Raw genomic sequence first — 22,543 nt, forward strand, 5'->3', positions numbered from 1 at the left:
AATAATTTTTATCGTTATTTTTAGCAAACTTTAATCTCAGATTCAAATAATTTTTACTTTACTTATAGTAAGATTATGAAATTAAATTAAAGAAAAAATATTCAAACAATTAACACTTAAAATTTTTATTTCAAGATAATCTAGCAATATGCTTTTATTCTTAAGATTCAGAAATATTTTAATAATCAAGCAAATATCAAGGTTTAACGCAGTGTTTTGAAACAAAGTTTCAACAATAAATATTGAATTACAATTTAATAAAGTTAAATAAAATGGAAATAAAGGGTATCCCCTTAATTTTACCAAAGGAATTTTTATGGGTTTTACTCATTTAGAGACACAAATTATACACACACACACACAAAAGATTCCATACACACACTTGCATTTGCATACAGAATATTCCTTGCTCGATGGTGCAAATAAGCTTAAGACACTTGGAGAAAAAGTAAAAGAACTTGGTATGACAAGTGTTGCTATGACAGACCATGGGAATATGTTTGGTGCAGTAGAGTTTTATAAAACAATGAAACAAATGGGGATAAAACCAATTATTGGGATAGAAGCATATATCCATAATAAGGAAGATTTGGGAGCAAAAGATCTAAATTGTCCAAAGTTTCATATTTGTTTATATGCAAAAAATGAAGAGGGATATAAAAATTTGATGTATCTCTCAAGCCAAAGTTTTATACAAGGATTCTATCGGACATCAAGAATTAATAAGAAGATTCTAAGAGAATATTCCAAAGGCATTGTGTGTTCTTCTGCTTGTCTAAATGGTGAAATCGCATGGAATCTTAATCTTAATCCAAACATGGAAAATAAAAAAAGGGAGAAGAAAATTGCACTTGGGGCAAAAGGCTTTGAGGGGGCAAAAGAAGCAATTTATGAATATCAAGATATTTTTGGAGAGGATTTTTATATTGAGATTATGCGACATGGTGTTGATGACCAGCTTTACATCGATAATGCACTTATTGAACTAAGTTTGCAAACAAAAGTTAAACTAATTGCAACAAACGATGCCCATTATAGCACAAAAGAAGATGCAAATATGCAAGAAGCTGCGATGATGATTGCAATGGGTACAGACATTAATGATTCAAAGAGACTAAAACACACGGTATCAGAATTTTACATAAAAAGTCCACAAGAAATGCTTGATCTTTTTGCTGACATTCCAGAGGCTGTGTTTAATACGCAAGAAATTGTAGAAAAATGCAATCTCATAATAGATTTAAAAGATGATAAAAATCCTCCAACACCACCAAGTTTTAAATTTACAAAAGAATATGCAAAGAATGAAAATTTAGAAATTGAAGATGAAGCAGAATATTTTTCTCACAAATGTTATGAAGGTTTAGAAAAACGTTTGAAGCATATAGATTCTACCGAACATCAAGCGTATTACAAGCGTTTAAAATATGAGATTGAAGTCATTACGCAGATGAAATTTCCGGGTTACATGTTGATTGTTTGGGATTTCATTCGTTATGCCAAAGAAAATAAAATCCCCGTAGGACCTGGTAGAGGAAGTGCTGCGGGAAGTCTTGTTGCGTATTGTTTAGAGATTACAGATCTTGATCCAATTAAATATGACTTACTCTTTGAAAGATTCTTAAATCCAGAAAGAATCTCAATGCCTGATATTGATACAGATTTTTGCCAACGAAGACGTTCTGAGATGTTCAATTATATGCGCGAAAAATATGGTGAATACAATGTAGCCCAAGTCATTACTTTTGGTAAAATGCTCGCAAGAGGCGTGATACGAGATGTTGCAAGAGTGTATGGTATGCCCATTAAAGATGCTGATAGGTTTGCCAAACTCATTCCTTCAAAACTTGGAATTACTCTACAATCCTACACAAATAAACAAGGCAAAAAAGTGGAAGGTGCGTATGATTTAGAACCAAAAATTCGTGAATTAATAGAATCTGACACACTTGCTAAAAAAGTATGGGAAATGGCGTTAAGATTAGAGAATCTTAATCGCAATACAGGAAAACATGCTGCTGCACTCGTTGTAGATTCTGAAAGAGAATTATGGCATAAAGTTCCGCTTTATGTAAGCGAACGAACACAGGGTGCTATGGTTACGCAATATTCCATGAAATATCTTGAAGCAGTAGATTTGATAAAGTTTGACTTTCTTGGATTAAAGACTCTCACTGTTATTCAAGACACCCTTGAAATTATTAAAAACACAAATAATATTGAAGTGAATCTTTCTATACTTGATGTGAATGATGAAAAGGTATATCGCACATTACGTACAGGGAATACACTTGGGATATTCCAATTAGAATCTAATGGTATGCAAGAGATTAATCGTAAATTACAACCAAGCGGTATTAATGATGCCATTGCTCTTTTAGCATTGTTTCGACCAGGACCGATGGACAGTGGTATGACAGATGATTACATTGAAAGAAAACATGGGAGAGCGAAAGTTACTTATGCTTTTAAGGAGTTAGAACCAATTTTAAAAAATACCTATGGTGTCATTGTATATCAAGAGCAAGTTATGCAAATTGTGCAAGTGATTGGTGGTTTTTCACTCGGTGAAGCTGATTTAGTGCGTCGTGCTATGGGAAAGAAAGATGCACAAATCATGATTGAAACTCGTGCAAAGTTTGCTAATGGTGCACAAAATAAGGGATTTGATAGACATAAGGCAGAAGAGTTATTCGACCAAATAGCAAAGTTTGCAGAATATGGATTCAATAAATCGCACTCTGCTGCTTATGGGATTTTGACCTTTCAAACTGCATATCTCAAAACTTATTTTGAACATGAGTTTATGGCTGCAATGCTGACAAGTGAAAGTCATAAGATAGAATCTGTGGTAAAATATATTGATGAGGTCAAAGCTATGGGAATTGAGATTTTACCACCTCATGTCAATTCCTCACAAAGTAATTTTTCTGTACTTATGAATGAACGAGGTGAAAAAAGAATCGTCTTTGGACTCGGAGCAATTAAGGGTGCTGGTGAAGGACCACTACAAAGTGTTGTTGAAGTGAGATTAAAAGATGGACAATATAAAAGCCTTGAAGACTTTATCGCAAGAGTAGATTTTAGTCGTCTTTCAAAAAGAATCTTAGAGCCTCTTGTAAAAAGTGGTAGCCTTGATGGTTTGGGTTATAATCGTTCAACCATGCTTGACAACCTTGATTTGATTTGCGATGTTGGGCGTAATATCTCGAGAGAAAGGACAATTTCTAATGGAGGATTATTTGGAACAGAATCATTATATCCAGTCTTACAATTAAAAAAGAGTGAGGAGTTAGCAAATAAAGATCTTTTACAATTTGAATATGAAAGCTTAGGATTTTATCTCAGCGGACATCCTCTTGATGATTTTAAAGATGAGATTCTGGCTATTCAAAATGTTGTGAGAATTTCTGATTTAGAGACCCTCAAAGATGGTTCAGATATTTTGCTAATTGGTAAAATTGATGAGGTGCAACGCAAAATGAGCAAAAATAATAAAGCGTATGGCACAATGACAATTATGGATTTTAGTGGGAAGCAACCTGTTACACTCTTTGAACAACAATTAAATAAACTTGATGATATGAATTTAAGTCAACCTATTGGAATCAAAGGAAAATTAGAAAAAGAAACAATCATTACAGAGACAGAAGATGGAAGAGAAAATGAGAGTCATAAGATTGGTGTACGTATTTCTGAAATATTACAATTACATGAATGTAAAAATGTAGAAATCAAAATTCGAAAAGACAAAAAAGGATTGAAGGGAGATTCGAAGAGAATAAGAGAATCTGAAAATACCAAACAATCACAAGTTCAATCTCAAGTAATTCCTAATCAATATAATCGCGATGTAGATTCTCATATCCTCCAAAATGAAATTGAGGAATATATCTATGAAGAATATAATGAATCTAATGGGGTTGAACCACTTGATTTACGTGGAGATATGAACGATAGACATTCATGTTTATGTGTGCTTTTTGAGAGTGCTATCAATCAAGAGCAAATGAGTGATTTGGCGAGAATTGCAAAGAGTTATAGTGGTAACACAAAATTTGCAATCGGTTTCCGCGATAATGATACAAAGCAAGTTTTTGTTTTGGAAAGTGAGCTTAATGTAAATAGTGCTATTCGTTCTGAAATTGAAAAAATCTTTCCCGAAGCACAATATCAGCTATTTTAATTTTTGTAGAAAATGTAAAGGAAAGTTGTGGAAACATTAGATTTGATTTTACTGATATTTTTAATATTGGTAGTAGTGATTGGCATAGGTAGTTATTTATTTTTTGTTTATAAAAAATAATTTTATTATTAGGAGAAAAAGATGTTGGTGCATATATGTTGCAGTGTTGATAGCCATTATTTTTTAAGGGAAATGCAAAAAACATATCCTCATGAAAAGTTAATAGGATTTTTTTATAATCCAAATATACATCCAAAAGAGGAACATGATTTGCGTTTAAACGATGTTCGCAGAAGTTGTAAAATATTAAACATAGAACTTCTTGAAGGCAACTATAATCTTAATACATGGTTGCAGAATACAAAAGGGTATGAAGATGAACCAGAAAAAGGCGAACGTTGTTCCATTTGTTTTGATACACGACTCATGCAAACCGCACTAAAAGCAAAAGAATTGTCTATTTCAAAATTTAGCACAACTTTACTTAGCAGTCCCATGAAAGAACAACAAACACTCTATATGCAAGGTGATGAAATTGCCAAACAGCACAACCTTGAATTTATAAAAATTAATGTGCGTGCAAATGGTGGGGTAAATAAGCAAAATGAACTTGCAAAAACAGATAACCTTTATCGACAAAATTATTGTGGTTGCCAATATGCATTGCACAAACAAAGGAATAAACAAGAAAAAGTTGCACTTGAAATGTTAAGTAGTATGACAAAACAAATTATGCCCGGTAGTACTGAAGAAAGGTATGTGCAATTTCAAAAACGAGATGAATTAGAAAAAATAGATCGTGGATATATCCTCACGCAGAGAAAGAACCTTGTTTGGCGATTGCTTCATGCTAAAGTTACACAAAAAAGAGAGATTATTCCATCTTATATTATTGCAAGATCAATGCCGAAAAAGAATGCAAAAAGTGGGAATATTATATGGATACGAGTAAAAATCACAGATTTTTATACTTCATTCCAATATATTTTAAAGAATTTAAATTGGCAAGAAAGAATGCGATTTCTATATCAGAAAGAATGTGAATACAAAAATAATATGCAACTTCAAATTGGATATTCAAAAAAAGATGATAGTATTTTCCTTGATATTAGAATGTTTAATTTTTTCTTTAATACACAACATAAAAGTATAGCTGAATTAAATGCAAATCCACCAAGTTATGAGCAAGAGTTAGGGTTACGCTATATGCTTTGTGGCATGGAAAGTGTCAATCCTATTATAATTCTAGATTCTCAAATCCCACATGATCTTATTGTAGATATTGAGAGTATTATGCAAGATGAAAAGATTTATATTGTTGAAGAAGAGTTTTATTCCGATAGAGATGTCTTTCCAGAAGACAAAATCGATAGAATCTCATAAAAATAAAAGCAATATTTTCTTGTTTTAACCATAAGATTTCTTTATATACCGATAAATTACTTTTACCTTATTGTAGAAATAACATAATATTATTACCACAATCAATATATAATCTCCAATATTCTTTCTCTATAATCAATAAATTTCTTATGATTCTCAAAAAAATATTAACTACAAATTTCAATTCACCTCTTCATTATAATACAAAATATATTTGTATTATAATTTTTGTTGGTAAAATATGATTTTTTGATACCATATTCCATCTTAAAATAACAAATAAATTTCGTTATTGTTATTCTTAAGAAATTATGATACAATTGCACAATTGATTTTTTGATACCATATTTTAGGAAATTTTTACTTAAAAATTTTGTTTTTGTATTACATAATTATGGTTAAAGGACTATAAATGCATTTTTTTAAAAATAAACAAATATGGATGAAAGTGCATGTTTATTTAAGTCTATTTTTTCTTCCAGTAGCTTTGCTTTACGCACTAACAGGTGCACTTTATCTATTTGATATTCGCGAAGAAGCAGGGGCAAATATTACTGAATTTCGTGTGGAATCTATTGAAAAAGGACGGGAAAAAGAAACTATATTGCATGAGTTGGTAACACGAAATATTCGCATACCCGATAATACAAATATAAAAAATATGCGTGGGAATCTTAGCATGGGTTCAATCGCTTATAGTATTACACTTATGAAAGATAAAGAGGGGTATAAAATTCGTGTGGTTAATCGTAGTTTGTATGGAATCTTATTACTCATGCACAAAGGCAAGGGGAAATTTTATTTTGATATTATTGCTGTTGGCTTTGCACTTTCTCTTGCGATATTCTATTTAAGTGGCTTAGTTATGACTTCATTTTGTAAGAAAAAACGCAAAAATGCGTTGATAACTTTTTGTTTAGGATTGGTTATCACTATATTCATGATTTATTTAAGTATTTAAGGCTAAAGAATCCTTATTTTACAGATTTTACTCAAACAGTAAACAAAATCTTTACTAATCTTTTGATATGATAAACGCTTATTAATGCATATAAAACTCAATTGCACACAAAAAGGAATACTATGGCAAAGCTTTGGGCTGGAAGATTCGGTAATGATACAAGTGTCTTGCTTGATGAATTCAATGCGAGTTTGCCTTTTGACAAAAATCTATGGGAAGAAGATATACAAGGTTCTTGTGAGCACGCAAAAATGTTGTATTCTATCGGACTTTTAGAAATACAAGAATTAGATTCTATATTAAAGGGATTAGCAGAAATTAGAGAAGAAATTGAACACAATAAATTTCTTTTTAATATAAAAGATGAAGATATACATATGGCTATAGAATCTGCATTGAGTCAAAAGATAGGAAATGCTGGTAAAAGACTACATACTGCACGAAGTCGCAATGATCAAGTTGCACTTGATTTTAAACTTTATTGTCGCAAGCATAATATTGCATTGCAAAGTCTTTTAAGTGAATTAATTGCAACACTTCTTCATATTGCAAAAGAACACACACACACACTTATGCCTGGCATGACACATTTACAACATGCACAACCAATTAGCTTTGGCTATCATCTTGTGGCATGGTGTGTTGCACTTAAGCGAGATATTGAACGACTACAAGCAAGCTATCATAGAAGCAATGATTGTCCGCTAGGAAGTGCTGCTCTTGCTGGAACTCCTTATGGAAATGAGAGGGAGAATCTTGCAAAGAGTTTAGGTTTTACCCATGCAAGTTTGAATGCAATGGATTCTGTAAGTCAGAGAGATTTCGCACTTGACATTCTTTATGATATTGCAATGGTTATGCTTCATATTTCACGAATAGCTGAAGAACTCATTATGTGGAGTAGTTATGAATTTGGATTTGTCAGTTTTTCAGATGGTTTCTCAACTGGAAGCTCGATTATGCCTCAAAAGAAAAATCCCGATGTAGCAGAGCTTTTGCGTGGAAAAAGTGGGAGAGCGTATGGCAATCTTATGGCATTACTTACCACAATGAAAGCTCTGCCTTTAGCATATAATAAAGATATGCAAGAGGATAAAGAGGGAGTATTTGATTCTATTCAAACAGCATATATTAGTCTAAAAATTCTAACACAAAGCCTCAAAGAGCTTCAGATTAACAAAGAAAATATGTTAAAAATGTGCCAAAAAGGACATTTAGTCGCCACGGATTTAGCAGATTTTTTAGTGCAAGAATGTAACATTCCTTTTCGCCAAGCTCATCATATCACAGGTATTTGTGTCCGATATGCGGAAACACAATCCAAAGATCTTAGTAAAATTAACCCCAACGATTTAGAATTAATTTTACAACAAGAGATTATAAAACTAAAACAAGATTCTACACAAGAACAGTCTATAAGGCTCGATAATCTCACTGGTGAGAATCTTACTCAAGTATTGGATTTAGAAAATTCTATGCAAAAGCGAAATAGTCTTGGTGGATGTGCAAGTGCAGAAGTAAAACGACAAATTCATGTTTTAGAACAATGGTTGCACAAAATTTCATAGATTGAAAAAATCAAAATAATAAATTTAGGATAACCTTAATCTCTCTGTTTCTCAATAATCTTAAAGTTTCAAACCCTAATAATATTAAAGATTACTCTGGGCTTAAGTTTCACTTTTTATTTTTTAACCTCATGTAAAATCCGCATAACATTATTTGCTTACCATAGATTTACCTAGATTTACTAGAATCCACACTGCTTACAACTTTCTTAAAAAATTTCAAATTCTTAATTATAAAATACTTAAAGTATAATTTTTAGAATCCCCAAAGGATAAAAATGATAGAATCCAAATAAGATTACAGCATATAAATCATGTTATTCTTACATTCTCTAAAATTAAGAAACTAGCACCTAGAATGAATAGAAAGTAATCATAAAATAATCACGATAAAACAAAAAATTAAAGAAAGGCAAAAAATGATAAATCAATATTATCACGAAGAGTATCCACAGAATTTAACATATAACGACATCGTCTTTAAAGAGATTGGATTAGAAGATAGATCAATCATAGTGCGTTATTTAAACCAAGATAATTTTATGATTTCTGATATTTCATTTGGAAATCTTTTTATATGGAGGCTGGCTCGTAGAATTAGATTTGCGATTATTAGTGATTGTTTGGTAATTGAAACAACATATAGTGGAAAAACACCATTTATTTTTTTTCCTATTGGCACAGGAGATAAACTTTCTTGTTTGCGACTTTTAAAAAAATATTACAATTCACTTGGATTTCCATTAGAATTTCATTCTCTTGAGAAACATAATTTAGAAATCCTTATGAATGTTTTTGATGAAAAAAATATAGAATCTAAAATGAATCGAGACAGAAGCGATTATATTTATTTAACACAAAATCTTATTGATCTTGCAGGAAGAAAATATCATAAAAAGAAAAATCATCTCAATCGATTTTTTGAAGAATATGAAGGATTTAGTTTCGAAGAAATTGGGGATTCTAATTTAGTAGAGCTACAAGATACTTGGAATCTTTGGAGTAGAGATTCCAACGATGATGGATTGGTAAATGAAAGTAATGGGATAAAAAGTGTTTTTGAAAATTATAATGCACTACATTTCCGTGGTGGATTATTGCGTTTTAATAACCAAATTATCGCTTTTAGTTTTGGTGAAGTTATTTCGGATAATCTTTGCATTATTCATATTGAAAAAGCAAATATACTTTATCGCGGAGCATATCAGGCAATCAATCAACAACTTTTACAACATTGCTTTAATCAAATCAAATATGCCAATCGCGAGGAAGATTTGGGGATTGAGGGATTAAGAAAAGCAAAACTATCTTATAATCCAGATATTATTTTGGAGAAATATGAAGCTATTGTTAAATAAATGCTTTACTGCAAAATAATGTTGTTATACTTATTTCATTATGACTATGATTTATGAATTAAAATGGAGCTTAAACAATTAGGATATTATATGTCTCTTAACAACACACTTACAGATACAATAAATGCTTCCCATACTTCTTCAGTCAATGTATCACATATCTTAAACATAAAATCTAAAAATTTCTTTGAATCTTACAATCCTCTTTTTCGCACACACTTATTTTTTTGTATTTTACTTCTGCTTGATTTTTTACTTTTATTTTTTATGGTTAGTGAAATAAGTATTTATAGCAAAGAAGCTGAAGAATTTTTTGAAAATAATAAATTCTCATACCATCTTGCAAATCTTGGGGTTACATATATAAATTACTTTTTTCAAGACCCATTACTCAATGATTATGGTTTGCGATTGCCTTTTATATTTATCCATATATGTAGTTGTATTGTCATGTATAATATTGGACTTTTAGTATTAACAAAACCAAATGACGCATTATTATGTGTTTTAATATTTATGATGATACCTGGCATAAATCTTGAGGCATTAATTGTTTCAAATGTAGAAATTATTACACTGGTTTCCCTTATGCTTGTATACTATCAGTTGCGTTTTAATAGAATCCTATATGCACCCCTAATATTCGTTATATTCTTAGATTCTGGGGGTGCGATTTTATGTCTAGCTCTTTTCTTTTACGCACTTTTTCATCGTAAACCAAAAACCCTTGTATTTTCAGTCATTTGTTTTGGTATTAATATGTCAATTTTTACACCAATATCTGGTGTTCCACACTCTTATTTTCTTGATATTATTGGGCTTTTAGCAATTCTCTTTACACCTATTTTATTTGTATATTATGTAGCAATTCTTTATAATTATACTTTTCACAATAAACCAACACTTCTTAACCTTATTCCATTTATTGGTTTTATCTTTATCTTCCTGCTTTCTACAAGGCAACAAATTCGCATTGAAAGTTTTTTACCTGAACTAAGTGTTGGATTACCTCTTTTTGTGCAAAAAGTGCTTTTTAATATTCGTTGCCGTTTACCACAATTTCGTTCTCGTTATGTATTGCGTTTATGTCTTGTTGTTATCTTTTTATTGCTTGGGGACATTATTTTATTTGGAAATAAAATCACATACTATTTTGTAAAAAATAAAAATTTTGCCTACTCATTCTATGGTGCAAAAGAAATTGCAAAACAACTATATGCACAAGGTATAACCTCCATTGAGATTCCACACCATGAATTAAATTTACGATTAAAGTTTTATGGAATCAATGCTAAAGAGAGTGAAACACGACCGGCATTAAAACTTATTCAAGCAAATTACGGAAAAATTCATGTTGAGTATTGTGGTATGATTATTGCACAATATGCGATTGTAAAAAATCAGTAAATACGCAAGTTAGTATTACAGATTTTCTTTTTGATTATGAATCGAGAATCTTGTTTAATTCAAGTTTGATGAATTATCTAAAAGATTCCCATAAAAAAACAAAGAATCAACTAAAATTAAGTATAATACTAATTTGACTTTTATAGCAAAAGGATCTTTATGCCAATAGGTGCTATGAGTGCATTAATCACGCCATTTAAAAATGGTAAAATTGATACACAAAGTTATGAATATTTGATCAAAAGACAAATACAATATGGCATGGACGCATGTGTTCCAGCAGGAACAACCGGTGAAAGTGCTACAATGAGTCATAACGAACATAAAGAATGTATTGAAATTGCAGTTCAGACATGTAAAAACACAAAAGTGAAAGTTCTAGCAGGAGCTGGTAGCAATAATACTATTGAGGCAATCGAGCTTGCTCAATTTGCACAAAAGTGTGGTGCAGACGCCATACTCTCTGTTGTTCCTTATTACAATAAACCAACGCAAGAAGGTTTATATCGACATTATAAAGCTATTGCTGAATCTATTGAAATTCCAGTTATGCTCTATAATGTGCCTTCACGAACAGGTGTTGGACTTGAAGTTGCAACAATATTAAAACTCTTTCATGAAGTCAAGAATATTTATGCGATTAAAGAAGCAAGTGGTTCATTGGAACGCGTATATGCGATGATTCGGGGCGATTCGAATTTAAAGATTCTGAGTGGTGATGATATGTTAAATTTCAACATATTATCCTTAGGTGGTCAAGGTGTGATTTCGGTAACCGGTAATCTTTTCCCACAAGAGATTGCAGATCTCTGCCATTTTGCAATGAAACAAAATTTTACTGAAAGTTTAGCTCTTTCTAATAAACTTTATGATATAAATGAAGCATTGTTTTATCAGAGCAATCCTATTCCAATAAAGGCAGCTATGTATCTACAAGGACTTATCCCAACGCTAGAGTATAGGTTGCCATTATGTGAGCCAAGCAAAGAATGTATGGAAATGCTAGAAAAAACTTTAGAAAAATATGAGGTGAAAAAATGAATACAAGTTTGACAAATACAACAGAATATATGAAAGGTAAAACACTTGTTATAAGTGGTGCAACACGAGGGATAGGCAAGGCAATTTTATATAAATTCGCACAAAATGGTGTAAATGTGGCTTTCACTTACAACAAAAATGAAGAAGAAGCACAAAAAATAATCCAGGATGTAGAATCTAATTACAAGATCAAAGCACGTGCTTATCCGCTTAATGTGCTTGAACCAGAGCAGTATATCGGGCTATATGAGGCTATTGACAAAGACTTTGAACGGGTGGATTTTTTTATTTCCAATGCGATTATTTATGGACGCAGTGTTGTGGGAGGATTTGCACCATTTATGCGTCTCAAACCAAAGGGATTAAACAATATTTATACAGCAACCGTGCTTGCTTTTGTTGTGGGAGCACAAGAGGCAGTAAAACGAATGCAGAAAGTGGGTGGTGGAAATATTGTTACATTAAGTTCAACAGGGAATCTCGTTTATATGCCAAATTACGCTGGGCATGGAAATTCTAAAAATGCTGTTGAAACAATAGTAAAATATGCTGCACAAGATTTAGGTCAATTTAATATCCGTGTGAATGCTGTAAGTGGTGGACCAATCGATACCGATGCACTTAGAGCATTTCCAGATTATGATGAAGTGAAAGCGAAGGTTGAAAAACAAAGCCCCTTAAAGCGAATGGGAACACCAAAGGATTTGGCTGGAGCGACATTTTTCTTGTGTGATAATACCCAAAGTGGATGGCTTACAGGGCAAACAATCGTTATTGATGGTGGCACGACATTTGTATAAAATAACTTTAAAATTTTTATAAAGAGGGGCATTTGAAAATTGTTCTAATTAGGGGATTTAGTGTTCAAAAATATCCTAAGTTTTCTTAATATTTCAAATACTTCTACGTGTCTATTTTTGTTATAATACCGATGTCTTTGCAAAAATAGATAGTAAGAATGACTACCGGATAGTTAATATATTGTGCAATTTGCACAACTAACAATTATTCTACAATCTGATAAACAACTTTATTAGGACTTGGATATGAATACTACTTTATTACGTGCAATATCCAATGTGCGATATTTTTTACAAAAACTAGACCGGTATAGAATCTATATTTATAAAGATTTTTCAAAATCTACTCATAACTCCCAAAATAACAAAAACATATTATTGCAAACCAAACAATTAAATGATAATAACCCACAAGATTCTAATAATATAAATTATTCCAATAATTCATCATTGGTAACGCATGAAGAGTCCAGTAATCCTTTTTTCTCTAACAATATAAAAAATACAGAGCAAAATACATTGGATTTAGGAAATCTTTTTAACACCCATAAAACTACAAATAACCAATATACCGATACTTTATCACAAAATAATAGAGAATCTTTACAGATAGATGAGAAACATTTTGCAAGAGTATTTGGGGAAAATACCAATCTTACTTTACAAAATCAACAGAAAGACTTGAGAAAATACGAATTATCGTCAGATTCTAATCAAGGAATTTCTTTATCCCAAGATGTGATTTTAGATTCTTATTATAATAAAGATTCTCTCAACTTAGTAAAATTCTATATGCAAGATTCTTATGCGAAACAACTTTCTAAAATCTTTAAATGGAGATTTTTTCAAAGAACAATTTGTGTTCTTCCTCCTGATTATATCACATCTGTGGAAATTTCTATTCACAAAGATAGATTGCGAACACACAATGCAACAGATTTGCTTTGCATACTTCAAGCAAAACAGCTTAATCAAATTCCACCACATTGTGAATACAGATATTTTGTAAAAAATATAACAAAAGAACATATTATATTTCAGATTTTTTGTGTTGCAAAAGAAACTTTACAGAAGCATTTCATGGAGAACCAAACTTATTTTTTGAATCCTTTCGAAATATTTTGTTCTCTTCCTCTTTTCTATCCTAATCTTACATATTATACCATTATTTTTCAAGATCAACAATCACATGCTATTTGTCATTATATATATGGCTCTATTGATTTTTGTATGATTGAATCTCGTGAAAAATCACTACAAGATTATTTTAGCTACATTGATGTGTTAGGTGAAATTTTCTATTGCAATTGGAGCAAAGATCATGATAATAGTTATGAGTTTGTTAATATAGAATCTTGTTTTCATATATCGTTTGAATCTTGCCTTAAAATACTTTCATTGAATCACCTTTATGCAAAATCTCTGCAACAAAGTTTTTTCCCAAAAGATTTTTATACACTACGTACAAAAATAAAAATTCTTGCTCTAGGTGCATTTTGTGTTCTTGGATTCTCCCTGTTAAACTTTTTATTTGAAACTTATCAATATTATGATTTTATAATTACACAAGAAGAGGAGCATCACATTGACCTTGATGCTAAAATGTATAAAAAGCAAACCTACCCTTCAATGTATGAAAGAATTTATGAAACAATACTTAAAGAAAAAAGCCTGAATTTCCATCTACAAAGTAAATACATACAAACAAAAGACACTCAAAAATGGGAAATAACACCATAGCTAGTAAAAGATTCCCAAAGAGAGAATCGTCATGATTCTACTGTAAGAATTCAAAGTTTATTAAATTTTTATTCAGTGCTTTTCATTGCATAAATGAAAACTGAAAAAAATGTAAAATAACCTTGACTTCAAAATATAATGAGAATAAAATACATACATACTATTATAACAATTATTATTTTTTATAAAAAAATAAAGTCAATGTTCACTTCTAATTTTAAATTTCTTATCCATATATTTAAATTTTTATCTCTTATTATCATATTGGAATTTTTATTTTGTTGTGCAAATCCGTAACAAAATAAAAACATCAAACCATTTGTTATCGCAAACAAACAAGATACTTTTAATTTTGATGAATTTATTAAGCAAATTATACAATATGACATTGTTATCATTGGTGAAGAGCATGATAATATGCAACAATACTTAACACAAGCAAAGATTATCCAAGCATTGGCAGAACAAAAAATATTAATATTGCACTTGAAATGATTAGCACCAATAAACAAAATGTTGTTAATAAGGCAAAGATAAACCAAGATAATATTGCACCAAGTGAGCTACAAAGCATAATTCAATGGGGCAGAAATAGGACCATAAACACTATAAATACCTTATTGATACAGCATTTTACTTAAAGATAGGGTTACTAGGCAGGAATCTTTCTCGTGATGAGATAAATACTCTTTATTTGGGTGTAGAACCTCTGAAAAATATTAGTTCAACAACTTCACAGGTCAAAGCTTAAAAAATATATCAAGAAATCCCATAATATCAATGATAACTCCTTACTTGAAAAGCTTGTTGCATTCAAAGCAAGGTATAATATTAATTACCAGAAAGTATCATGCATGCAAAAATGGGGGTGTCACTACGCATAGAAGATTTTAAACATCATACAACCAGAAGTAAAAATCTCGAAAATAAAAGTGTTGTAGTAATAATTTTTGATTCTATAAAAAATAATACAAATTCAAAAATAAATAATATCTATATGTATAAAAGTTTTATTCTTTAATAATTGCAGAATTAATACAGGCAATATACCAAATATAACCACCTTGTAAATAATTTAGCCCAGAACATTTTGGAAATTCTAGGAATATAATATTATTCTATTAAAATAGCAAAGATTCTAAAAATTCTGCTATGATTTCTAGAAAATTTTTCAAAAATACAAATCTTTTTTCTTAGTGGTAACACACTACACAACAAAAGTTGAATATACAGTAAAGCATTGAAGCATACACTTGGAACAAGCTTACGAAATAATATTAGTGAATTTACATAAGGCATAAATCCTAATCCATAAAAAATAATGAGTTTAGCACACAATAACCAAAAAAGGAAAGAATATAGTAAAAATTACATTGGGCTATAAAGATTCTCACTTTGCTTTTTTTAAGGAATAAAATAGCAAAGTGAGGATTCCAAAAAGTTGTGGCATTATGTCAAGAGGTATTGCCTCAAGGAGTTTGTAATGATTAAACACGCACTTTTTGCATACTGAATGCTTTTTCTGTATTTGATACTTTTTGCCCTAATTCCACAACCTCATATGCATGTGTTGAGTTTAAAAGTTTTTTTGTTAAAAAATGATTAAGTTTATGACTACCGGCAAAAGAAAAGTATCCTCCAATTACAGGCATACCAAGCAAAGACATATCACCGATAGCATCAAGGATTTTATGCCGGACAAATTCGTTTTTATAACGCAAACCTTCTTTATTTAAAATTCCACTTTCATCTAAAACGATGCAATTATCAAAACTCCCGCCAAGTCCTAAGCCCATTGCACGAAGTTGATTAACTTCTTGTAAAAAACCAAAAGTTCGTGCCCTAGCGATTTCTTCTTTATAGTGTTGTGTGTTAAATGTAAATGTATAATTTTGTTTACCAATAGCTTGATTAGGAAACTCGATAGTAAAATCAAACACAATGTCGTCATTGGGTTCTAGTCGAACAAATTTACCATTTTCTTCAATCTGAACAACATCTTTTAATACAATGGCTTTTTTTGGCTTATCCAATTCCTTAATACCGGCTTCCTCAAGAAGCATACAAAAGCCAATACTTGACCCATCCATAATAGGTATTTCTTCATTATCCAAAATAATGCGTAAATTATCGATTCCATACGCATGAATACTTGAAAGTAGATGTTCAATCGTTGAAATCCTTACCCCATTTTTACCAATTACCGTTGCCATTGTAGTATCTACAACATTCTCAATATTAAGAGGAATACTCACACCTTTATCACTGCGATAAAAAATAATTCCACTATCGCTTGGTAATGGCTCAAGTATCATCTTTACAGGCACTCCTTTATGCAAACCAATCCCAACAAGTTCAACTCGCTTCGCTATTGTGCGTTGTCGCATATTCTCCTCCTCAAAACTATAATTCTGCTATCTGAATCATACCATTTTCCACAGTAAGAATCTTTAATTTTGTATTGTGTTCAAACTCTTTAAGCATTTTTCTTTCCAAATTCACACCTTGCAACGAAATTCTACCTGCACAACATTCTTTGATAATAATATAATCGCCAAAAGATTCTAAAATTCCATCACATTTTCCATAAATCTGTAAATTTCCAGAAGTTTTAATAACTGCACCCACATTAATACTCTTTAAAAAAGTTGCATGTGCATGGAGATTTAACTCCTCACCACTACGAATTGCTCGTTGAAATAAGAGATATGGAAGTGCTTTTGAATATGTTACATTATTTCCATATTGTAGCACTAGTTGATTATTTAAATCTTGTGAAAGAGAGTTTTGTGTTTGAGTTTCCTGGAAAGTAGAATCTGTCTCAAGAACACTAGATTGAGAATCTTTCTCATTTGATTGTATGCTTAAATCTTGTGCATCTTGAGATTCCATTGGTTGGGTAATAATCTTATCACTATTTACGGAATCAAAGGTAATTTTAATTTTTTTTGGTATTGAATTTTGTTGGTTCAAGGCACTTTTATCTTGTGGCAAAGAATCTATAAGTTTTTGTAGATTCTGATTAATGAGTCTTGGTTCAATAAGGCTTTGTGCTTTTGCTTCAAGTGGCGAAAGATTAGGGTTATGCTTTTTATTCCTATGTTGTTGGAATATATGCTCATTGTGAACTTGAAAAAAATCAATTTCGTTTTCCTTTAAAAACCCTTCGAAATTTAAATCGATATTAAAATGAAATACGAGACAATGATTTCTTATAAAATCCATATTATGTTTGATATAAGAAATAATTTCCTCGCTTTCACCTTCTTCAAAATCGAAGACGAGAAGGTTTTTTTGCCGCATTTTTACCATATATTGTTATCCCAAAAGCTTTAAAGATTCTGTATTATGGATACTTAAAGTTGGAATATCTGTTATCTTATTATTTAAACCAGCAAGTATATTACCATTGCCCAACTCAATAAATGTTTCAATGCCAAGTTCTTTTGCTTTCAATACACTTTTTGTGTAAAGCACTGGTTTTGTAAGTTGCTCTGTAAGGTTTTTGAGTGCTTCAGATTTTGTTTTATACAGATTTACATTTGCATTTGAAATAATTTCAAGTTCAGAATCACTGATATTTTTTTCAAGAAGTTCATAAAATCGTGATACACAAGATTCTAAAAGTGGACAATGGCTTGCTACATTCATTTTCAAAAGCATTATTCGCTTTGCCCCTGCACTTTTTAATCTCTCACCTACGATTTCTAAGTCTTTTTTTACTCCTGCAAGCACAATTTGGTTATCAAGATTATAATTTGCTGCCCATGTTTTTAATCCCTCTTGTTGTGCTGTTTGGCAAATAGATTCCAACATATCAGTTGCTAATCCCAAGCAAACCATCATACCTACTTCTTGCGAATCGCCTCCATTATTCTTACAAGCTTCAGCCATAAATTGTCCTCGTTTGTGTGTAAGCAAGATAGAATTTTCAAGAGTTGCACCACCATTGAGACAATATGCACTTACTTCACCCAAAGAATGCCCGAAAGCTAAAGTAGCTTGAATGCCAAATTCCTGTTTCATAATAGTATGTGCCATAGCACTGACAAGAAATATTGCTGGTTGAGTATATTGCGTTTGATTAAGTTTATCTTCATCAGAATCTAAAAGATTATTCATATTAAAATGCAAGACTTCACTTGCTTGCTCACTTAACTCTCTTGCTATCGGAAAATTTTGTCTAAAATCCTTGCCCATACCAAGAGTTTGTGATCCTTGCCCAGGATAAATAAAAGCATATTTCATATCTATACTCCATTATTTAAATAAAAAATTTATTGCAAAAGTAAAACAATCAACATAAAAAACTGCGTAAGTATATCAAAAAAATATCAACTCTGACTAATAGAATCTTGTTTAATTCAAGGTAAATAACTTTTATATTGTATTGGAAGTTTTTATATTTAAATATTTATAGTTTCTTTTAAGAGTTAAATATAATTAAGTTGAAGCACTCAAAATCTTGTTGTGTTTCTTTCTAGAAAGAATTTCTATCAGAATCTTTACATTTTGCATAATTTCAAGCAAAAAAATAACTTTATTGTAGAAAACTAATATTTTTTTAAGTCTTTTTTGATTAGAATCTAAAAGCTTTAAGTTTATTAAAACTTGGGAATCAATTTTTAATACCAAAAATGCAATTTTGAAGGAGATAGCGATGGCTGATGTCAAAAGACGAGACTTCCTTGGCATGACTCTTGGCGGTGTTGCTGGAGTTGGTGCTATTGCCGCACTTGTTGCCATGAAAAAAACTTGGGACCCTCTTCCCAGTGTTGTTTCTGCTGGTTTTACAACAGTTGATGTAGGTGGTATGCAAGAAGGTGAAATACGTGATACACAATGGCGAGGAAAACCTGTTTATATTATGAAAAAGAAAGTAGGAGAAAAGATTCTCCCTGCACGCGATTTTAAATTAGGTGATGCACATTATAGTATCGGAATTAAAATCTGCACTCATTTAGGTTGCATTCCAAACTGGAAAGCAAATGAGGAGATTTTTCATTGCCCATGTCATGGTGGACAATTTACAAGTAATGGCGTGAATGTTGCTGGAACACCTCCACCGCGTCCATTTGATATGCCTCCTTTTGCAATTAAGGGCGAAACCACCTTAATTTTAGGAGAAAGCGGTAAAGAGTATGAAGCAATGATGGCTTCAGCAAATGCATAAAAGGAGAAAGTATGGCACACATTAAGGAAGCGAAAAGTCTTGGTGATTGGTTTAATCAAAGACTTGCTACAAACGAACTTATTGAAGTCATGATGACAAAATATTGGATTCCTAAAAACATTAACTGGCTATGGGCTATGGGTGTTGTGCTTTTAGCATTATTTGGTCTGTTAGTGATAAGCGGTATATTCTTACTTATGTATTATAAGCCTGATGCAAATCTTGCCTATGATTCAGTAAATTATACTATTATGCAAGAAGTTGCATTTGGTTGGTTATGGCGACACATTCATGCCGTCGCAGCAAGTATGGTATTTGTAATCATTTATATTCACATGTTTGTTGCAATTTATTATGGTTCTTATAAAAATGGAAGAGAAATGATATGGATTACAGGCATGATACTCTTTGTCGTATTTTCTGCTGAAGCTTTCAGTGGTTATATGCTCCCATGGGGACAAATGAGCTATTGGGCTGCGGCAGTTATTACAAATCTTTTTGGCGGAATTCCATTAATTGGTGCTGATGTTGTAGAATGGGTTCGCGGGAATTATATTGTTGCAGATTCTACACTTACTCGTTTTTTTATGTTGCATGTTTTCTTGCTTCCAGTTGTGATTTTGGCAACAATTGCAGTGCATTTTTATACGCTAAGAATGCCTCATGTCAATAACCAAGAAGGTGAAGAAATCGATTTTGAAGCGGAAGCACAAAAATATATGGCAGGAAATAAAAAAGAGGCAAAAGTTATCCGATTTTGGCCAGATTTCTTATGTAAAGATATTTTCATTATTTCACTTTTCATGATTCTCTTTTTTGGACTTGTCTGCTATCATTTTGATTTTGCAATGGATCCAATCAACTTTGAAAGAGCGAATGCACTTGCAACGCCTACGCATATCTATCCTGAATGGTATTTCTTGTGGAGCTATGAAGTCTTACGCGGTATTTTCTTTAGTGCGAATCTTGGTTTAGTGTTCTTTGGTATTGCACAAGTTGTATTTTTACTTCTCCCATGGCTTGATAGAAGTAAGGTTGTTAAACCAGCACATAAACGACCTGGTTTCTTAATATTCTATATTCTTTTAATTATTGACTTAATTGTGCTTACTGTGTATGGAAAACTTCCACCTGATGGAAATGCAAAATATATAGGTTTAGTGGCTTCTGTAAGTTTCCTTGTCTTACTCTTTGTAGTATTGCCTCTTGTAACAATGGCAGAAAATAATAAAGGAGGTTCAAAATGAGAGAAATTAAAATTTTTGTTATAGTTGCCTTTATTATTGGTGTTATGTATTATGGTGTTGAGCCTTTAGCTCATCATGCTATGCATCCTGCCACTGCGACAAGTGATTATGAGTTTAAAGACTTAGAGAAATTTGGTAAGTTTGATTTCAGCAATGCTGATAAAGAAGCTGGTAAAACTGCTTTTTTAGATAATTGTGCTTCTTGCCATACTGTAGCATCGCAAAATGTTCCTGACTTGAATGCAAGGAATCCAAAAACCATTCAGCCCGCCGGTGAAGGCGGTGTTGTTCCTCCAGATTTATCGAATGCGGGATTAATTTTTGATTCTCAGTTCTTAGCTCATTTTATTAAAGATCCTGTGCGTGCTACACTCTTAGATTCTAAGTTTGCAGTATCTTGTGAAGGTCTAGATGATGAGAATGCAAATAAATGTGAAATGGCTAACGAAGGAAAAGAAAGTTATCCAATGAATGCCTTTAATGGAATAATGAGTGATGAAGAAATTACCAATGTTGTCGCATATCTTAAAGATATTGCACCCAAACAACTCAATGACAAGGAAGTATTTGTAGAAGCATGTAGTCGTTGCCATGCTGCCGTGTATGACAAAAATCAATATGATTCTAAATTTTTTGCATTGCATAATCAAGAGGTAACAAATTGGATTGAACGAACAAAAAATATAAAAGGTGAAGAGGCAGAAGCAACATTCTTATCAAGCCTTAATAATGAAGAGCATAAATTTATCAACTCATTACTAGCAATGGCAAAAGCAAATGAGAAAAAATATCTTAGTGAAGCTGAAATTGATGAGAAAAATGACGAGATTAATGCAAAAACAATTGAAAGTTATGGGCTTGTATCACTTTTACAAAACTCACTTATTGAATCTAACTTTGAAAAAGTAGGTTTAGAAGCTGATACACATCCAGAATTCATCAAAGCATATTTAGGTAATACTCCACCGGATTTATCAATGATGATACGCTCTAAGGGGCAACACGAATTAGCAGCATTTATTAATAATCCGCAGAAAGTTCCACTAATAGACATTCAAAAAGCGGTAATAAATAAACTTGTGAGAGATAAACGTGATGAGGAAAAGGCAAACATACCAACTAACATCAGTGATGAAGAGAGAGAGGATATGATAGCACAGATTGATTCTCGTGATGCAGAATATTATAAAATAAAACTACCAGAAAATACCACAAAAAGTGAATGGCAAAATAACGATGATTATACAAATATGGCACGTGAAATGGGTGTTATGCCTTTTGGAAAATCAATGCCACGCGTTGGTTTAACAAAAGAAGCGGAGAAACAAGTTGTCAATTATCTTGAGACTATTGGTGATAGTAAAAAAGCAGAAAGAGATTCACTAGGATGGTGGATTATGGGCTTCTTTGTTCTCCTTTCTGTTTTAGCATATACTTGGAAGTCTAAAATTTGGCGAGATTTACATTAATATAGTGTTTTACTTCTTGTTAATGCCTCTCTAGAGAGGCATATACTTTCAAATTACATAAAATACTACATTTGAAGTTATATAACATTTTAAATTTAATATTTTAATTCTCATGTCTTATATTTTACTTTTATGATTTCATTCTATATTTTTATAATATTTATGATAGCACTTACTCTCAAAATTTTCTATTACAGAATCTTTATAGAA

Annotated in this window: 15 protein-coding genes; 12 read left to right on the plus strand and 3 right to left on the minus strand. The window is 31.5% G+C overall.

The window, feature by feature from the left end:
* The first annotated feature begins 316 nt into the window (after positions 1–316).
* From dnaE to CQA53_RS02960, 9 genes are all read left to right on the plus strand, one after another.
* Entirely contained in the window at positions 317–4,186 is a 3,870-nt protein-coding gene (gene dnaE, locus CQA53_RS02920; RefSeq protein WP_115542524.1) for a DNA polymerase III subunit alpha, read from the plus strand.
* Between the two features lie 141 nt (positions 4,187–4,327).
* A complete protein-coding gene (locus tag CQA53_RS02925; RefSeq protein ID WP_115542525.1) occupies positions 4,328–5,569 on the plus strand; it encodes an epoxyqueuosine reductase QueH in 1,242 nt (413 codons plus the stop codon).
* Between the two features lie 412 nt (positions 5,570–5,981).
* Positions 5,982–6,530 carry a PepSY-associated TM helix domain-containing protein gene (locus CQA53_RS02930; protein ID WP_115542526.1) on the plus strand — a complete coding sequence of 183 codons (549 nt, stop codon included), beginning with the start codon at positions 5,982–5,984 and terminating at the stop codon, positions 6,528–6,530.
* Between the two features lie 122 nt (positions 6,531–6,652).
* Positions 6,653–8,098 carry an argininosuccinate lyase gene (gene argH, locus CQA53_RS02935; RefSeq protein ID WP_115542527.1) on the plus strand — a complete coding sequence of 482 codons (1,446 nt, stop codon included), beginning with the start codon at positions 6,653–6,655 and terminating at the stop codon, positions 8,096–8,098.
* 419 nt (positions 8,099–8,517) lie between these two features.
* The gene (locus CQA53_RS02940; protein WP_115542528.1) at positions 8,518–9,456 is read left to right on the plus strand and encodes a DUF2156 domain-containing protein; all 939 of its coding nucleotides are present in this window, start codon (positions 8,518–8,520) and stop codon (positions 9,454–9,456) included.
* Positions 9,457–9,546: 90 nt separating this feature from the next.
* Entirely contained in the window at positions 9,547–10,863 is a 1,317-nt protein-coding gene (locus tag CQA53_RS02945) for a hypothetical protein (protein WP_115542529.1), read from the plus strand.
* Between the two features lie 159 nt (positions 10,864–11,022).
* Complete coding sequence (dapA, locus tag CQA53_RS02950; RefSeq protein ID WP_115542530.1) at positions 11,023–11,904, plus strand: 4-hydroxy-tetrahydrodipicolinate synthase; 882 nt, start codon at positions 11,023–11,025, stop codon at positions 11,902–11,904.
* 29 nt (positions 11,905–11,933) lie between these two features.
* The gene (locus CQA53_RS02955; protein WP_181882339.1) at positions 11,934–12,704 is read left to right on the plus strand and encodes an enoyl-ACP reductase; all 771 of its coding nucleotides are present in this window, start codon (positions 11,934–11,936) and stop codon (positions 12,702–12,704) included.
* Positions 12,705–12,950: 246 nt separating this feature from the next.
* Positions 12,951–14,444: a hypothetical protein gene (locus tag CQA53_RS02960; RefSeq protein WP_115542532.1), complete on the plus strand. Its 1,494-nt coding sequence runs from the start codon at positions 12,951–12,953 to the stop codon at positions 14,442–14,444.
* Positions 14,445–15,931: 1,487 nt separating this feature from the next.
* On the opposite strand, the gene lpxC is transcribed toward CQA53_RS02960, so the two are convergent.
* Genes lpxC through fabD form a run of 3 tightly spaced genes read right to left on the minus strand, consistent with a single transcriptional unit; the run spans position 15,932 to position 18,692 of the window.
* Positions 15,932–16,831 carry a UDP-3-O-acyl-N-acetylglucosamine deacetylase gene (gene lpxC, locus CQA53_RS02970; RefSeq protein WP_115542533.1) on the minus strand — a complete coding sequence of 300 codons (900 nt, stop codon included), beginning with the start codon at positions 16,829–16,831 and terminating at the stop codon, positions 15,932–15,934.
* Between the two features lie 16 nt (positions 16,832–16,847).
* On the minus strand, positions 16,848–17,747 hold the full coding sequence (locus CQA53_RS02975; RefSeq protein ID WP_181882334.1) for a hypothetical protein: 900 nt from the start codon (positions 17,745–17,747) through the stop codon (positions 16,848–16,850).
* Positions 17,748–17,762: 15 nt separating this feature from the next.
* On the minus strand, positions 17,763–18,692 hold the full coding sequence (fabD, locus tag CQA53_RS02980; RefSeq protein ID WP_115542535.1) for an ACP S-malonyltransferase: 930 nt from the start codon (positions 18,690–18,692) through the stop codon (positions 17,763–17,765).
* A 412-nt stretch (positions 18,693–19,104) separates the two neighbouring features.
* Between fabD and CQA53_RS02990 the strand changes: the two genes are divergently transcribed.
* The 3 genes from CQA53_RS02990 to CQA53_RS03000 are packed head-to-tail and all read left to right on the plus strand — an operon-like array spanning position 19,105 to position 22,333.
* Positions 19,105–19,617, plus strand: coding sequence for a Rieske 2Fe-2S domain-containing protein (locus tag CQA53_RS02990; RefSeq protein WP_115542537.1), 513 nt, complete (start codon positions 19,105–19,107; stop codon positions 19,615–19,617).
* Between the two features lie 11 nt (positions 19,618–19,628).
* The gene (locus CQA53_RS02995; protein WP_115542538.1) at positions 19,629–20,864 is read left to right on the plus strand and encodes a cytochrome b; all 1,236 of its coding nucleotides are present in this window, start codon (positions 19,629–19,631) and stop codon (positions 20,862–20,864) included.
* On the plus strand, positions 20,861–22,333 hold the full coding sequence (locus CQA53_RS03000) for a c-type cytochrome (protein WP_115542539.1): 1,473 nt from the start codon (positions 20,861–20,863) through the stop codon (positions 22,331–22,333). The genes CQA53_RS02995 and CQA53_RS03000 overlap by 4 nt, the downstream gene beginning before the upstream one ends.
* The last annotated feature ends 210 nt before the right edge of the window (positions 22,334–22,543 follow it).

It is taken from the genome of Helicobacter didelphidarum (assembly GCF_003364195.1).
Lineage (GTDB): Bacteria > Campylobacterota > Campylobacteria > Campylobacterales > Helicobacteraceae > Helicobacter_A > Helicobacter_A didelphidarum.

Coding starts and splice junctions, on each gene's coding strand:
- CQA53_RS02960 (WP_115542532.1), top strand. CDS start 12,951: ATGAATACTACTTTATTACGTGCAATATCCAATGTGCGATATTTTTTA.
- CQA53_RS02940 (WP_115542528.1), top strand. CDS start 8,518: ATGATAAATCAATATTATCACGAAGAGTATCCACAGAATTTAACATAT.
- CQA53_RS03000 (WP_115542539.1), top strand. CDS start 20,861: ATGAGAGAAATTAAAATTTTTGTTATAGTTGCCTTTATTATTGGTGTT.
- CQA53_RS02945 (WP_115542529.1), top strand. CDS start 9,547: ATGTCTCTTAACAACACACTTACAGATACAATAAATGCTTCCCATACT.
- CQA53_RS02995 (WP_115542538.1), top strand. CDS start 19,629: ATGGCACACATTAAGGAAGCGAAAAGTCTTGGTGATTGGTTTAATCAA.
- CQA53_RS02990 (WP_115542537.1), top strand. CDS start 19,105: ATGGCTGATGTCAAAAGACGAGACTTCCTTGGCATGACTCTTGGCGGT.
- CQA53_RS02925 (WP_115542525.1), top strand. CDS start 4,328: ATGTTGGTGCATATATGTTGCAGTGTTGATAGCCATTATTTTTTAAGG.
- CQA53_RS02955 (WP_181882339.1), top strand. CDS start 11,934: ATGAAAGGTAAAACACTTGTTATAAGTGGTGCAACACGAGGGATAGGC.
- argH (WP_115542527.1), top strand. CDS start 6,653: ATGGCAAAGCTTTGGGCTGGAAGATTCGGTAATGATACAAGTGTCTTG.
- lpxC (WP_115542533.1), bottom strand. CDS start 16,831: ATGCGACAACGCACAATAGCGAAGCGAGTTGAACTTGTTGGGATTGGT.
- dapA (WP_115542530.1), top strand. CDS start 11,023: ATGCCAATAGGTGCTATGAGTGCATTAATCACGCCATTTAAAAATGGT.
- dnaE (WP_115542524.1), top strand. CDS start 317: ATGGGTTTTACTCATTTAGAGACACAAATTATACACACACACACACAA.
- fabD (WP_115542535.1), bottom strand. CDS start 18,692: ATGAAATATGCTTTTATTTATCCTGGGCAAGGATCACAAACTCTTGGT.
- CQA53_RS02975 (WP_181882334.1), bottom strand. CDS start 17,747: ATGCGGCAAAAAAACCTTCTCGTCTTCGATTTTGAAGAAGGTGAAAGC.
- CQA53_RS02930 (WP_115542526.1), top strand. CDS start 5,982: ATGCATTTTTTTAAAAATAAACAAATATGGATGAAAGTGCATGTTTAT.